At 72.8% G+C, this 13728-nt stretch carries 11 protein-coding genes; 4 read left to right on the top strand and 7 right to left on the bottom strand.

Translation table 11 applies throughout. The annotated features are described in order from the left end of the window. The first annotated feature begins 48 nt into the window (after nucleotides 1-48). The 3 genes from ABZ815_RS14485 to ABZ815_RS14475 are packed head-to-tail and all read left to right on the top strand — an operon-like array spanning nucleotide 49 to nucleotide 2908. Nucleotides 49-1077 (top strand): iron ABC transporter permease, encoded by a 1029-nt coding sequence (locus tag ABZ815_RS14485; protein ID WP_357697715.1) that lies wholly within the window; start codon nucleotides 49-51, stop codon nucleotides 1075-1077. Further along, entirely contained in the window at nucleotides 1074-2117 is a 1044-nt protein-coding gene (locus ABZ815_RS14480; protein ID WP_357697713.1) for an iron chelate uptake ABC transporter family permease subunit, read from the top strand. Before ABZ815_RS14485 ends, ABZ815_RS14480 begins: the two co-directional genes overlap by 4 nt. Continuing rightward, entirely contained in the window at nucleotides 2114-2908 is a 795-nt protein-coding gene (locus ABZ815_RS14475) for an ABC transporter ATP-binding protein (RefSeq protein ID WP_357697711.1), read from the top strand. The genes ABZ815_RS14480 and ABZ815_RS14475 overlap by 4 nt, the downstream gene beginning before the upstream one ends. Nucleotides 2909-2983: 75 nt before the next feature. On the opposite strand, the gene ABZ815_RS14470 is transcribed toward ABZ815_RS14475, so the two are convergent. The 6 genes from ABZ815_RS14470 to ABZ815_RS14445 form a co-directional block, all read right to left on the bottom strand. Continuing rightward, nucleotides 2984-4660 (bottom strand): tetratricopeptide repeat protein, encoded by a 1677-nt coding sequence (locus ABZ815_RS14470; RefSeq protein ID WP_357697709.1) that lies wholly within the window; start codon nucleotides 4658-4660, stop codon nucleotides 2984-2986. Nucleotides 4661-4913: 253 nt separating this feature from the next. Next, a complete protein-coding gene (gene ftsY, locus ABZ815_RS14465) occupies nucleotides 4914-6089 on the bottom strand; it encodes a signal recognition particle-docking protein FtsY (protein ID WP_357697707.1) in 1176 nt (391 codons plus the stop codon). Between the two features lie 67 nt (nucleotides 6090-6156). After that, entirely contained in the window at nucleotides 6157-9858 is a 3702-nt protein-coding gene (locus ABZ815_RS14460; RefSeq protein ID WP_357697706.1) for an AAA family ATPase, read from the bottom strand. Between the two features lie 165 nt (nucleotides 9859-10023). After that, complete coding sequence (locus ABZ815_RS14455) at nucleotides 10024-10218, bottom strand: hypothetical protein (RefSeq protein WP_026214481.1); 195 nt, start codon at nucleotides 10216-10218, stop codon at nucleotides 10024-10026. 190 nt (nucleotides 10219-10408) lie between these two features. Continuing rightward, a complete protein-coding gene (locus tag ABZ815_RS14450) occupies nucleotides 10409-10717 on the bottom strand; it encodes an acylphosphatase (RefSeq protein WP_357697705.1) in 309 nt (102 codons plus the stop codon). Then, complete coding sequence (locus tag ABZ815_RS14445) at nucleotides 10714-11616, bottom strand: LysR family transcriptional regulator (RefSeq protein ID WP_357697703.1); 903 nt, start codon at nucleotides 11614-11616, stop codon at nucleotides 10714-10716. Before ABZ815_RS14445 ends, ABZ815_RS14450 begins: the two co-directional genes overlap by 4 nt. Before the next feature lie 94 nt (nucleotides 11617-11710). Between ABZ815_RS14445 and ABZ815_RS14440 the strand changes: the two genes are divergently transcribed. After that, complete coding sequence (locus ABZ815_RS14440; RefSeq protein WP_357697701.1) at nucleotides 11711-12865, top strand: MFS transporter; 1155 nt, start codon at nucleotides 11711-11713, stop codon at nucleotides 12863-12865. On the opposite strand, the gene mutM is transcribed toward ABZ815_RS14440, so the two are convergent. Further along, entirely contained in the window at nucleotides 12813-13658 is an 846-nt protein-coding gene (mutM, locus tag ABZ815_RS14435; protein ID WP_357697699.1) for a bifunctional DNA-formamidopyrimidine glycosylase/DNA-(apurinic or apyrimidinic site) lyase, read from the bottom strand. The genes ABZ815_RS14440 and mutM overlap by 53 nt on opposite strands. Nucleotides 13659-13728 lie beyond the last annotated feature (70 nt).

The raw sequence follows: 13728 nt of genomic DNA, 5'->3' as shown, positions 1-13728 counted from the left end.
AACCTGGCATACTTCACCACGATCGGGCAAACAAGGGGAGGAAATCTGGTGACCGCGCTCGCGCCCCGCCTCATCGGCATCCGGCGCCGGCGGCTCGTCCTCCTGCTCGTCCTCCTGGCCGCCGTCGCGGTCGCGGTGGTGCTGAGCATCACGGTCGGCTCGAAGCCCGTACCGCCGGGCGCCGCCTGGCAGGCCCTCACCGCGCCCACCGGCAGCGAGAACGACATCATCATCCGCTCGCTGCGCGTCCCGCGTACCGTGCTCGGGGTGCTGGCCGGGATCGCACTCGGCGTCGCGGGCGCCCTCATGCAGGGCCACACGCGCAACCCCCTCGCCGACCCCGGCCTGCTGGGCGTCACGCAGGGAGCGGCGTTCGCCATGGTGGCCTCGATCATCCTGCTCGGCGCCTCCAGCCTGCTCGCCTACATCTGGTTCGGCCTGGCGGGCGCCCTGGTGGCCAGCGTGGCGGTGTTCGCGCTCGGCATGACGGGCGGCAGAGGCGGCCCCACCCCGGTCACGCTGGCCCTGGCCGGCACCGCGGTCAGCGCCCTGCTGTACGCCATGACCTCGGCCATCGTGCTCCTCGACGAACAGGCCATGGACGTCTTCCGCTTCTGGCAGGCCGGCTCCATCGCCGCCAGGGGCCCCGACGTGGTCTGGCAGGTGCTCCCGTTCATCCTCGCCGGCCTGCTGCTCGCCCTGGTCAACGCCCCGGGCCTGAACGCCCTGTCGCTCGGCGAGGACGTCGCCCGCTCGCTCGGCCAGAACATCGCCCTGACCAGGACGGTCGGCGTCGCCTCGGTCACCCTGCTGTCGGGCGCGGCGGTGGCGGCCTGCGGCTCGCTGGCGTTCGTGGGCCTGATCGTGCCGCACCTGGCCCGGCCGCTGTCGGGCACCGACCACCGGTGGCTGCTGCCGTACTCGGGGCTGGTCGGGGCGGCGTTGCTGCTGGTCGCCGACGTGATCGGACGCGTGGTCGCCCCTCCGGGCGAGCTGGAGGTCGGCGTCGTCCTCGCGCTGATCGGCGCCCCCTTCTTCGTCGCCCTGGTCCGCCGCAGAAAGCCGGTACGGCTATGACCGCGCTCCCCCTGCGCCTCGGCGCCCTGTCCTGGCGGCTGCGCCTGCGTGCCGTCGCCGTCAGCGTGACCGGGCTGGTGCTCCTGGTCGTGCTCATGGCGCTGAACATGCGCATCGGCGACCTCCCGATGAGCCTGACGGAGGTGCTCCAGGGCACCTTCGACGTCAACAGCGCGGCCCACTTCGTCATCATGGAGCTGCGCCTGCCCCGCGCCCTGACCGGCGCCCTGGTCGGCGCCGCGCTCGCGCTGTCCGGCGCGATCATCCAGTCCATCGCGCGCAACCCGCTGGCCAGCCCGGAGATCCTCGGCGTCACGACCGGCGCCTCGGTCACCGTCGTGGCCGGCGTGGTGGCCAGCGGCAGCGTCTACGGCGGCACCAGCGGCCTGCTGGCCAGCCTGGGCGTCCCCGCGCTCGCGCTGCTCGGCGGCCTGCTCGGCGCGGCCGTCGTCTACGGCCTGGCCTGGCGGCGCGGCCTGGACGGCTACCGCCTGGTCCTGGTCGGCATCGGCGTGGCCGCCGTGTTCACGAACGTGAAGTTCTGGCTGCTGACCGTCGGCGACGTGAACGACACCGGCCGGGCCATGGTCTGGATCAGCGGCTCGCTCAACGGGCGCGGCTGGGAGCACGTCGTGCCCGTGGCGCTCGCGCTGGCCGTGCTCATCCCGGCCACCCTGCTCGGCACCCGCTCGCTCGACGCCCTGCGCTTCGGCGACGACGTGGTCACCGCGCTCGGCGTACGCGTGAACGCGGCCCGCGCCCTGCTGATCCTGGCCGCCGTGCTGCTGGCCGCGGTGGCCACCGCCTCGGCCGGGCCGATCGCGTTCGTGGCGCTCGCCTCACCGCAGATCGCGCTCAGGCTGGCCCGCTCGGCCCGGCCGCCGCTGCTGTGCTCGGCGGTCACCGGGGCCGTGCTCACCGCCGGGGCCGACCTGATCGCGCGGACCGTCTTCTCGCCGATCGAACTGCCCGTCGGCATCGTCACGGCCGTGCTGGGCGCACCGTACCTGATCCGCCTGATCTGGAGGGCACGCAAATGAGGCTGCAGGCCGCGGGCGTCAAGCTCGGCTACGGCGACCGGACCATCGTGGACGGCCTCGACCTCGGCATCGAGGCCGGCACGGTGACCACCATCATCGGCCCGAACGGCTGCGGCAAGTCCACCCTCCTGCGCGCGCTGGGCCGCCTGCTCAAACCCCAGGGCGGCCAGGTCCTGCTGGACGGCAAGCGCATCGACGCCATCCCCACCCGCGAGGTGGCCAAGGTCCTCGGCGTGCTGCCGCAGGCGCCCTCGGCCCCCGAGGGGCTCACCGTGGCCGACCTGGTCGCCAGGGGACGCCATCCGCACCAGACGTGGTACCGCCAGTGGTCCTCCGACGACGAGTCGGCGGTCGCCGCGGCGCTGTCCATGACCGGCCTGGCCGACCTCGCCGAACGTCCGCTCGACGAGCTGTCGGGCGGCCAGCGGCAGCGGGCGTGGATCTCCATGGCCCTGGCCCAGGGCACCGACCTGCTGCTGCTCGACGAGCCCACCACGTTCCTCGACCTGGCCCACCAGGTGGAGGTGCTGGAGCTCGTCCGGCATCTGCACGAGCAGGCGGGCCGCACGGTCGTCATGGTCCTGCACGACCTCAACCTGGCCGCGCGCTACGCCGACCGGCTGGTGGCCATGCGCGCCGGCAAGGTCGTGGCCGCGGGCGCCCCGCACGAGGTGCTGACCGAGGAGCTGCTACGCGAGGTGTTCGAGCTGGACGCGAAGATCATCGAGGACCCGGTCGCGGGGACGCCTCTCGTGGTGCCGATCGGGCCGCTCGCGGCTCCGCGAGCCTGACCCGCCGCACCGGCGACAGCGCCACGCCCGCCGCGATCATCGGCCGGCCCGCCCCGGCGAAGGCCGCGCATCCCCTCAGACCTCGGCCAGCGCCCGTCCGACGTCCTGGTCGTCCGGGGCCAGCTCGGCGGCTCGGAGCAGGTCCTGTCTGGCCTCCTTCGCCCGGCCCAGCTCCCGGTAGACCATCGCCCGGTTGAACAGCAGCTCGGCCGTCTCCGTCAGCTTCAGCGCGCGGGTCAGGTCGGACAGCGCGCCGTCGTGGTCGCCGCGTTCGAAGGCGGCCACGGCCCGGTTCCCCCACGCGGCGGCCAGGTCGGGGTCGATCTCCAGCGCGCCGTCGAAGGCCGCGTACGCCTCCGGGTAGCGCCCCTGGGCCGTCTCCACCTGGCCGAGCACGCACAGCAGGTGGGCGTCGCGCGGCCGGAGCGCCAGGCCGCGCTCCACGTCGCGTCTGGCCTGCTCGTACTCGCCGTGGAGGGCGAGCAGGCCGCATCTGTTGACGTACGCGGGGGCGAAGCCGGGGTCGAGCTCCAGCGTGCGGTCGAGGTCGGCGCGGGCGCCTTCGAGGTCGCCGGCCGCGAACCGCAGCTCCGAGCGGTTGTAGTACGCCTCGGGGAAGGGCGGGCTGAGCCGCATGACGGCCTCGTAGTCGGCCAGGGCCTCGGCCGGTCTGCCGAGCTTGTTCAGCAGGTTGCCGCGGTCGAGGTAGTAGTCCGGATAGCCGGGGTCGGCGTCGATCGCCGCGGTGTAGTCCGCCAGCGCCTCCTCGTACCGGCCGGCCTGGGCCAGCAGCTGGGCCCTGTTGGCGCGCAGCACCAGCAGGTGGACCGGGTGCTCGCCCGCCAGGTGCTCCTCGGCCAGCGCGACGGCCTGCTCGACCAGCCGCAGCGCGGCGTCGGGACGCCCGGCGCGCAGCTCGACCAGGGCCTTGCCGTTGAGGTCGAAGCCCAGGTGGAAGGCCCGTTCGCGGGGGTCAGGCAGCAACGACGTGATCGTGACGGCCTCGTTGATCCACGCCATCGCCTCGCCGGGGTCGCGGCGGGCGGGGTCGTGGTGGCGTACCAGGATCATGGCGGTGGCGTAGGCGATCGTGGCCCGGTGCTTGGGGTCGGTGCTGACGCGCCTGGCCCGGTCGTAGAGCTCGCGGGCCTCCTCCTCGCGTTCCACGGCCTCCAAGGCGGCGGCGACGCGCTGCACGAGCGTGCGCCACCCTTCGGGGTCGTCCTCGTACGCCATGCCGCGCAGCGCCTCCGTGCCCGACTCCGCCATCGCGTGATGGAAGCCCTCGTCGCGGTAGCGGTCGAAGTCCCCGCACAACGGGCCCTCACCGGGCGACGACGGGCCTTCCTCGACGCGCAGCAGCCCGGGGTCGAGCCGGCGGCGCAGCACCTCGACCAGCTCGGCGTCGGTGTGGTCGGCCTCGCCCAGGTTCGACACGACGAGCGTGAGCGGCCCCGTGACGGTCAGCAGCTCGCGGACGAACTCGGCCAGCCCGTTGGCGATCCTGAGGCTGCGGCGCGCCCCCGGGATGAGGATGCGCTGCGCCCTCGGCAGGTCGTCGGCCAGCGAGCGCCTGCGCGCCGGGACGAGCGGCCACAGGCGGGGCGCCGCGACCCGGAGCTCCACGTCGTGGGCGGCCACCAGGTCGGGCCGCCGGTCGAGCGCCTCGGGGACCAGCAGGTCGAGCAGCGCGGCGGCCATCGTGTAGGGGCCGGCGGCCCGGCGGTCGGCGTCCAGGGCGATCGTCCTCACGACCGCCCCCTTCCCAACGGTCGGCGTTCCCGTGCGGAAACGCCGACCCAGAGACAGGTCAAACGCAGTGCCGCGGTGAGGCGAGCGTGGTGGGCCTGACAGTCCCGGGACGATGGACGACGATCTTCTTCATGGGCATCCCCTTGGTGATCGCGGATAACCCGAACATGTCAGCACAAAGCTAACTAACGACTCAAGACTTTTCTGGTAACGGCTATTTCGGCATGAATTAGGACATGACCGATAAAAGCGGTCAGTCGCCCAGGATCGCGTCCACGAAGACCTCGGGGTCGAAGGGCGCCAGGTCGTCGGGCCCCTCGCCGAGCCCCACGAGCTTGACCGGCACGCCCAGCTCGCGCTGCACGGAGATCACGATGCCGCCCTTGGCGGTGCCGTCGAGCTTGGTGAGCGCGATGCCGGTGATGTTCACCACCTCGGCGAACACCTGGGCCTGGCGCATGCCGTTCTGGCCGGTGGTGGCGTCGAGGACGAGCAGCACCTCGTCGACCGTGGCCTTCTTCTCGATGACCCGCTTGACCTTGCCCAGCTCGTCCATCAGGCCGGTCTTGGTGTGCAGGCGGCCCGCGGTGTCGACGATGACGACGTCGACCTTGTCCTCGATGCCCTTGGCCGTGGCCTCGAAGGCCACCGAGGCCGGGTCGCCGCCCTCCGGGCCGCGCACGGTCTCGGCGCCGACCCGTTCGCCCCACGTCTGGAGCTGGTCGGCCGCCGCCGCGCGGAAGGTGTCGGCCGCGCCGAGCACGACCTTCTTGCCGTCGCCGATGAGCGAGCGGGCGAGCTTGCCCGTGGTGGTGGTCTTGCCGGTGCCGTTGACGCCCACGACGAGGACCACGGCGGGCCGCTCGCCGTGCTTCTGGACATGCAGGCCGCGGTCGAGGTCGGGGTTGACCTGGGCCAGGAGCTGCTCGCGCAGCAGGGCCCTGACCTCCGTGGGCGTGCGGCTGCCCAGCACCTTGACCTTGGTACGCAGCTCCTCGACCATCGCCTGGGTCGGGGCCACGCCCACGTCGGCGGTGATCAGGCTCTCCTCGATCTCGTCCCAGACGTCGTCGTCGAGCCGGTCACGCGACAGCAGCTCCAGCAGCCCGCGGCCGAGCGCGCTCTGCGAACGCGCCAGACGCGAGCGCAGCCGCACCATCCGCCCCGCGGACGGCGGCGGCACCTCGACCTCGGGCGCGATGACCATCGGCTCGGCCGGCGCGACCGGCGGCGGCACCGTGGTGACCGCGCCGTCGACCTCCTCGACCGGGCCGGCCGGCCGCTTCTCCTCCTCGGGAAGCGGCGGCGCCTCCGGCGGCGGCACGGGCGGCGCCGCCTTGCCACCCGGCTTGAACAGCAGGAAGAGGCCGCCGGCCGCCAGCAGGGCGACGACGACCACGATCACTATGACGCCGAGGTAACCATCCACAAGATGTCAGTTTTCCAGATCGACCGGCATGGTCATGCCCAAGGCACACGGATGATGACAGGCCGGATCAGGCGGATTCGCGCTCACGCAGGCGCTGGCTGACCACCTGCGTCACGCCGTCGCCGCGCATCGACACGCCGTAGAGGGCGTCGGCGATCTCCATCGTGCGCTTGTTGTGGGTGATGACGATGAGCTGGGAACTCTGCCGCAGCTCCTCGAACAGGGTCAGCAGGCGCTGGGTGTTGGTGTCGTCGAGGGCGGCCTCGACCTCGTCCATGACGTAGAAGGGCGAGGGCCGGGCCTTGAAGATGGAGATCAGGAACGCCACCGCGGTCAGCGAGCGCTCGCCGCCCGACAGCAGGGACAGCCGCTTGACCTTCTTGCCCGGCGGTCTGGCCTCGACCTCGATGCCGGTGGTGAGCATGTCGGTGGGGTCGGTGAGCACGAGCCGCCCGTCGCCGCCCGGGAAGACCCGGGTGAAGATCTGCTCGAACTCGCGGGCGACGTCCTCGTACGCCGAGGCGAACATCTGCTCGACCCGGTCGTCGACCTCCTTGACCACGGTCAGCAGGTCGCGCCGGGTCTTCTTGAGGTCCTCCAGCTGCGAGGTCAGGAACGCGTGGCGCTCCTCCAGCGCGGCGAACTCCTCCAGCGCCAGCGGGTTGACCTTGCCGAGCTGGGTCATCTGCCGCTCGGCGGCCCTGGCCCGCTTCTCCTGCTCCTCCCGGACGTACGGGACGGGCGGGTCGCCGGGCACGAGGGCGTCGGGGCCGTACTCGGAGATCAGCGTCTCGGCCTCGACGCCGAACTCCTCCATCGCCCGCTCCTGGAGCTGCTCCAGCCGCAGACGCTGCTCGGTGCGGGCCACCTCGCTGCCGTGGGCGCGGTTGACCAGCTTGTCGAGCTCCTGGCCCAGCTCACGCACGCGCACGCGGACCTGCTTGAGCTCGGCGTCGACGGCGACACGGGCGAGGTCGGCGTCGTCGCGCTCGCGGGAGGCGAGCTGGATCGAGGAGGTGAGCGCCCTGAGCACCTGTTTGGCGCCCCTGCTGACCGCCTCGGCCAGCACGGCCTGCCGCCTGCGCCTGGCCCGCTGTGCGGCGGCCTGGGCACGTTCCTGGCGCTCGCGCTGGGCGGCCCGCAGCAGGCCGTCGGCGCGGCCCTCCATGCTCTTGACGCGCTCCTCGGCCGTGCGCACCTGCAGGCGGGTGTCCATCTCGCGGTGCCTGGCCGTCTCGCAGGTGGCGGCCAGGTCGTCGCGCAGGTCGGTGGTGGGCTCGGTCTCCAGCTCCTGGGCGTATTCGGCCTCGGCCAGCCGGATCTCCAGCTCGGCCAGCTCCTCCAGCCCCTCGGTGCGCGCGTCCTGGGCCGCGGTGACGCTGCGGGCCAGGCGTTCGGCCTCGGCGTGCGCGGCCTGCGCGGCGGCCTCCAGCTGGGCCAGCCGCTTGGCCGCCGCCGCGTTGCGCTGGTCGGCCTCCCGCTGGCGGGCCCTGACCTGGTCGAGCACGCCCTGGGCCGCGCTCACGCCCGCCTGGGCGGTGGTGACCGCGCTCTGGGCCTCGTTGACGTGCGCCTGGGCCGCCTCGACGGCGGTCTGGGCCGCCTGCTCGGCCTCGATCGCCTGGTCGAGCGCCTCGGCCGTGGCCTCCGCCCTGGCCTCGGCCTCCCGCAGGTCGTGGACGGCCTCGTCGAGCGCCGCCCGCACCTGCAGGACGGAGGTGCCGCCGGCCGACCCGCCGCTGGCCAGATGGGCCCCCAGCACGTCGCCGCCCTCGGTCACCACGCGCAGGTCAGGACGCAGCCCCACCAGCTCGCGGGCCGCTTCGAGGTCGCCGACCACGACGACCCCGGCCAGCACGTGGTCGAGCGCGGGCCGCAGCTCGTCGGGCACGGTGACCAGATCGGCGGCCCACCGCCCGCCCTGCGGCGCCTCGGGCCGCGATCGCGCAACCTGGGAGTGATCGGCGCTGTCCGAAACCCCGGCCTGGGCCACCAGCAGCGTGACCTGCCCCGCGTCGGCGTCGCGCAGCAGGCCCAGCGCCTCGACGGCGCTGTCGAGCGTCTTGACGGTGACGGACTCGGCGACCGGGCCGAGCACGGCGGCCACGGCCAGCTCGGCGCCCGGCGTGACCTGCATCGAGGCTGCCAGCGGGCCGAGCACCCCGGCCAGGTCGGCGTCGAGCAGCGCGGCGCCGCCGTCGCCCTTGGCCAGGCCCAGCTCCAGGGCGTCGCGGCGGGCCTGGAGCGCGGCCACGGACCGCTGGGCCTGCTGGTCGGCGGCACGGGCCGTGGTGACGCCCGCCTTGGCGGCCTGGACGGCGGCCCGCGGCCCGTCGAGCCCGGCCTTGGCCTCGTCGGCGGCCACGCGGGCCTCGTCGGCGGCGGCCCTGGCCTCCTCGACCACGGCCTGCGCGGTGGCCAGCTCCTCGGCGAGCGCCGGATCGACCGCGGGCTCCTCCTCGCGCTGGTTCTCCAGGTCGATCAGGGCCTGCCGCTCGCGCTCGGCGGCGTCGGCCACGGCCTTCTCCAGCCGCCCGATCTCCTCCTCGGCCGCCCGCGCCCTGCTGCGTACGGAGTCGACCTGCCCGCGCAGCCTGGCCAGGCCCTCGCGGCGGTCGGCGGCGGCCCGCGCGGCCATCGCCAGGCGCTGCTCCTCCGCGCTCAGCTCGGCCTCGGCCGCGGCCCGCCCCTGGACGGCCTCCGCCAGCAGCTCCTGGGCGTGTTCGAGCTCGGCTCCGAGGATGTGCTCCTGCTCGCGCACCTCGCCCGCCTCGCGTTCGAGGTCTTCGGGGTCGCGGCCGCGGCGTTCGATGGCGGCGGCGTCGAGGGCGTGGCGGTGGCGTTCGGCGGCGAGCTGTTCGAGGCCGGTGATGCGCTCGCGCAGGGAGGAGAGCCTGAAGAAGGTCTCCTGGGCGGCGCTCAGCCGCGGCTGGGCCTCGGCCTCGGCGGCCTCCAGGGCGGCCTCGCGCTGCTGGCCCTCGGCCAGCTCGGTCTCGACCTGGTGGCGCCTGGTCGTGACGGCGGCCTCGTCGGCGGCCTCGCGTTCGAGCGTGGCGCGCAGGATGCCCAGGTCGTCGGCGAGCAGCCGCAACCGGGCGTCACGCAGGTCGGCCTGGATGACGGCGGCCTTGCGGGCGATCTCCGCCTGGCGGCCGAGCGGCTTGAGCTGGCGGCGCAGCTCGGTGGCGAGGTCCTGGACCCGGGTGAGGTTGGCCTGCATGGCGTCGAGCTTGCGCAGCGCCTTTTCCTTGCGCTTGCGGTGCTTGAGCACGCCCGCGGCCTCTTCGATGAAGGCGCGGCGATCTTCGGGGCCGGCGTGCAGCACGGCGTCGAGCTGGCCCTGGCCGACGATGACGTGCATCTCGCGGCCGATGCCCGAGTCGGACAGCAGCTCCTGGATGTCGAGCAGGCGGCAGGTGTCGCCGTTGATGGCGTATTCGCTCTGCCCCGACCGGAACATCAGCCGGCTGATCGTGACCTCGGTGTAGTCGATCGGCAGCGCGCCGTCGGAGTTGTCGATGGTCAGCGTCACCTCGGCGCGGCCCAGCGGCGGCCTGGAGGAGGTGCCGGCGAAGATGACGTCCTCCATCTTGCCGCCGCGCAGCGACTTGGCGCTGTGCTCGCCCATGACCCAGGCCAGGGCGTCGACGACGTTGGACTTGCCCGAGCCGTTGGGGCCGACGACGCACGTGATGCCCGGTTCGAGACGCAGGGCGGTCGCCGAGGCGAAGGACTTGAAGCCGCGCAGGGTGAGGGCCTTCAGGTACAAACGCCGACCCCCTGTCTTCCCGGCCTCCGGCTGAACGGGCTTCGGAAAAGCCTACTGGTCCCCGCCGCCCGTCGTGGGCATGTCGGTGACCAGCGCTTTTTCACCAGGGAAAATAACAAGGGACGCCTCTTCGAGACGTCCCTGGGTCTTGCGCTCCGATCACTCTCAGGTGAGTGCCGGCTCGCGCTCCTGCAAGCGACTGAGCGCTTCGTCGCGGGTCTGCGCCGCAAGAGCGTCGTTCGTGGCCTGAAGTCGGATGAGTTCTGCCTCCAGATCCCGGATACGCTGCTGCAAGCGGCGCATCTCCGAGACCATTCGAGGGTCAGGACCGCCGACGTGGCCGAGTAGAGCCTTCGCCATGGTAAAGGGTCCTCCACGCTGAGTGACCAGACTGGTTCGCGCACTTCTATTCCGCGGGAGGGGTGCGCGTGGTACTTAACAAGAGTCGCACCGGCAGTGTGGGCGGTCAAGTCGATCCAACCGCAACGCCCCACTGATAGGCACTCCCGACATATAACTATACCCTATTTGGGCCGTTTAGCAAAAGCGACTACCGCTCTACAAAACCGCTCAAACTACCTCGGGGTTCACTCCATCGTTCCACTACTCCATCGACCCTTCCCGGCGTGTCGCAACCCTTGAGCAGCTCCAACAGCTTGACGCACGCCTCCTGCGGCCCCTCGGCGACGACCTCGACCCGGCCGTCGTCGGTGTTCCGCGCCCAGCCGGTGAGGCCGAGCTCCAACGCCCGTGCGCGCGTCCACCATCGGAAGCCCACTCCCTGGACCCTCCCCCGCACCCAGGCGGTTACTCGGACGTTTCCCGAAGCTTTGTCGCCATTACTCTTCGTATCCGTCATGCCGCCACCGTCTCATGCCGCCGTACGACTTCCATGGCCAACTCGTTGAAGGCCAGGATCGAGGCCGTGCGTCCGGCCCGCAGCCAGGCCAGGCCCAGGATCGACGGAGGCAGGCCGGTGACCGGCACGAACGCGATGTCGGGCCGGCGGTGGTGGTCGGCGCTCGGCTTGCAGAAGAGCATGCCACCGCGGTTCAGGGCGACCTGCGTCAGGCCCTCCTGGGTGGTGGCCACCGAGCCGGCCCGCGCGATCGGCCGCCCGGAAGGGGTGAGGGTGGGGGCGATGTGCTCCTGCCAGCGGCGCGGGGCGGGGTCGTCGAGGCCGAACAGGGCGACCGAGGCCAGCTCCTCGGCGTCCACGCCGGCGCGGGCGGCCAGCGGATGGCGTACGGACAGGCCCAGCTCGACCGGGCAGTGGTTCAGCTCCGCGCCGCCCTCCAGGTCGGGCTCTTCGAGGGGCAGCAGCGTGAACGTCAGGTCCACCCGCCCCTCGCGCAGCTTGCTGAACGGGTCGGAGAGCGGCACCTCCACCAGCTCTACCATGCAGCCCGGATACCGGCGCTCGAACGCCGCCACGCTCCCGGTGACGATCTCGGTGGGCGTGGCCAGGAACCCCACCCGCAGCAGGCCCGCGACCTCCCGGGCCGAGGCCGTCGCCCGCGACACGGCCGCCGCCATGCCGTCGTAGGCGGGCCGCAGGTCGGCCAGGAAGCGACGGCCGAGCGGCGTCAGGCGCACCCGCCTGCTGGTGCGGTCGAACAGCCGGCCGCCGATCCGGGTCTCCAGCGCGCCGATGAGCTGGCTCACCCGGCCGGGCGACAGATACAGGCGCTCGGCCGTACGCGCGAAGTGCAGCTCCTCGCTCAGCACGACGAAGCACTCCAGTTCCCTGAACTCCATGCCACTCCCCGGGACGCGATCGCTTAGCCTGCCTAAAGCAAGGCTTCGAGCTTCGTCATTGTTCCGCCCCCGGCCGATGACGAGGCTGAACGGCATGACGACTCTTGAGACCTCCACTGTCGCGCGGGCCCGCTGGCTCGCCGTGCTCGCGGTCGCGGTGGGCACCTTCACCGTCGTGACCAGCGAGATGTTGCCCGTCGGCCTGCTGACCTCGATCGCCTCCACCCTGGGCGTGTCCGACGGCACGGCCGGGCTGATGATGTCGCTGCCGGGGCTGGTCGCGGCCGTCTCGGCGCCCGTGCTGGCCCTGGTCACCCGGCGGCTGGACCGCCGCGTCCCCTTGCTCGGCCTGATGGCGTTGCTCGCGGTGGCCAACCTGGCGGCGGCGTTCGCGACGAGCTTCCCCGTCATGCTGGGCGCGCGGGTGCTGACCGGGATCAGCATCGGCGGGTTCTGGGCCTTCGCGGCCGGGCTCGGCCTGCGGCTGGTGCCCGAGCGTTCGGTGGGCCGGGCCACGTCGGTCATCCTGGGCGGCGTGTCGGTGGCCTCGGTGCTCGGCGTGCCCGCGGCCACGCTCATCGCCTCGGCGGCCGGGTGGCGCACGTCGTTCGGGGTCATGGGCGGGGTGGCGCTGGTGCTGCTCGGGGTGCTGGCCGCCGTGCTGCCGCCCATGCCGGGCGAGGACGCCGCCGGTGGCTCGCGCGCGCCGCTGCCGGGGGCGCTGCGGGTCGTGCTGGCGGCGACCGTGCTGATCATCACCGGGCACTTCGCGGCCTACACCTACGTCCGGCCGTTCCTGGAGCAGGTCTCCGACGCCGGTCCCGCCCTGGTCAGCGTGGCCCTCCTGGTGTACGGCGCGGCCGGCGTCGTCGGCAACTTCGTCGCGGGCGCCAGGGCGGCCAGGAACCCCAAGCCGGTGCTGATCGTCCTGGCCCTGCTCATCGCCGTGTCCACGGCGGCGCTGGCGCTGGTCGGGCTGCCCCTGGTGATGCTCGTCGTGTGGGGGCTCGGCTACGGCGGCGTCGGCGTGGCGCTGCAACTGTGGATCATGCGCTCGGGCGGGGGCGAGCTGGGCACCGCGCTGTTCGTGGGCGCGTTCAACGTCTCGATCGCGCTCGGCTCGTTCGTCGGCGGCCGGGTGGTGGACGGCGTGTCGATCTCGTCGGTGATGTGGCTGGGCGCCGCGCTGGCCCTGCTCACCGCGGCTTTCGCTGGCATTTGGGGCAGGAGTACGACGACCGGTTCATGAACGCCTCCCGCCTGATGGGCGTGCCGCAGCGGGAGCACGGCAGGTCGCGGCGGCCGTAGACCTCCAGGGAACGGTCGAAGTAGCCGCTCTCGCCGTTGACGTTGACGTAGAGGCTGTCGAAGGAGGTGCCGCCCTGCTGCAGGGCGGCGCCCATCACCGTGCGGACGCCGGCCAGCAGCTCGGCGACCTTCGGACGGGTGAGCGTCTCGGTGGGACGGGCCCAGTGCAGCCGGGCGATCCACAGCGCCTCGTCGGCGTAGATGTTGCCGACGCCGCTGATCAGCGACTGGTCCAGCAGCGCCCGCTTGATCTCGGTGCGTCTGGCCCTGAGCCTGCGGGTGAACTCCGCCTCGTCGAACGACTGCTCGAACGGGTCGGGCGCGATGTGCGCGATCGGCGCGGGCACGCCACCGACGAGCGGGGTCAGCATGACGTGGCCGAACGTGCGCTGGTCGACGAAACGCAGGTCGGGGCCGCCGTCCTCGAAGCGGAGGCGTACGCGCAGGTGCTTCTCGGGCGGCGTCTGCGGATCGACGACGAGCAGCTGGCCACTCATGCCCAGGTGGGCCAGGAGGGCCTCCTCGGCGCCCGACAGGGGCAGCCACAGGTATTTGCCGCGCCGCTCGGCCGACAGGACCGTACGGCCCTTCAGGCGGGCGGCGAACTCGTCGGCCCCGGGGACGTGCCGCCGGATCGCCCGCGGGTGCAGCACCTCCGCGGCGGCGATCTCGCGGCCGACGACCCATTGCGCGAGGCCGCGCCTGACGACCTCGACCTCCGGCAGCTCAGGCACCGTGCACCAACCGTCCTCTCGACTTCCCCGGCCGCAGGGCATGCCGCGGCGGAGACGGATCCGCAGTCAC

The sequence above is a fragment of the Nonomuraea sp. NPDC047529 genome (assembly GCF_040642995.1).
Classification (GTDB): domain Bacteria; phylum Actinomycetota; class Actinomycetes; order Streptosporangiales; family Streptosporangiaceae; genus Nonomuraea.
This window is presented reverse-complemented; position numbering and strand designations above follow the sequence as displayed.

Coding starts and splice junctions, on each gene's coding strand:
- ABZ815_RS14480 (WP_357697713.1), top strand. CDS start 1,074: ATGACCGCGCTCCCCCTGCGCCTCGGCGCCCTGTCCTGGCGGCTGCGC.
- ABZ815_RS14475 (WP_357697711.1), top strand. CDS start 2,114: ATGAGGCTGCAGGCCGCGGGCGTCAAGCTCGGCTACGGCGACCGGACC.
- ABZ815_RS14440 (WP_357697701.1), top strand. CDS start 11,711: ATGACGACTCTTGAGACCTCCACTGTCGCGCGGGCCCGCTGGCTCGCC.
- ABZ815_RS14455 (WP_026214481.1), bottom strand. CDS start 10,218: ATGGCGAAGGCTCTACTCGGCCACGTCGGCGGTCCTGACCCTCGAATG.
- ABZ815_RS14445 (WP_357697703.1), bottom strand. CDS start 11,616: ATGGAGTTCAGGGAACTGGAGTGCTTCGTCGTGCTGAGCGAGGAGCTG.
- ABZ815_RS14450 (WP_357697705.1), bottom strand. CDS start 10,717: ATGACGGATACGAAGAGTAATGGCGACAAAGCTTCGGGAAACGTCCGA.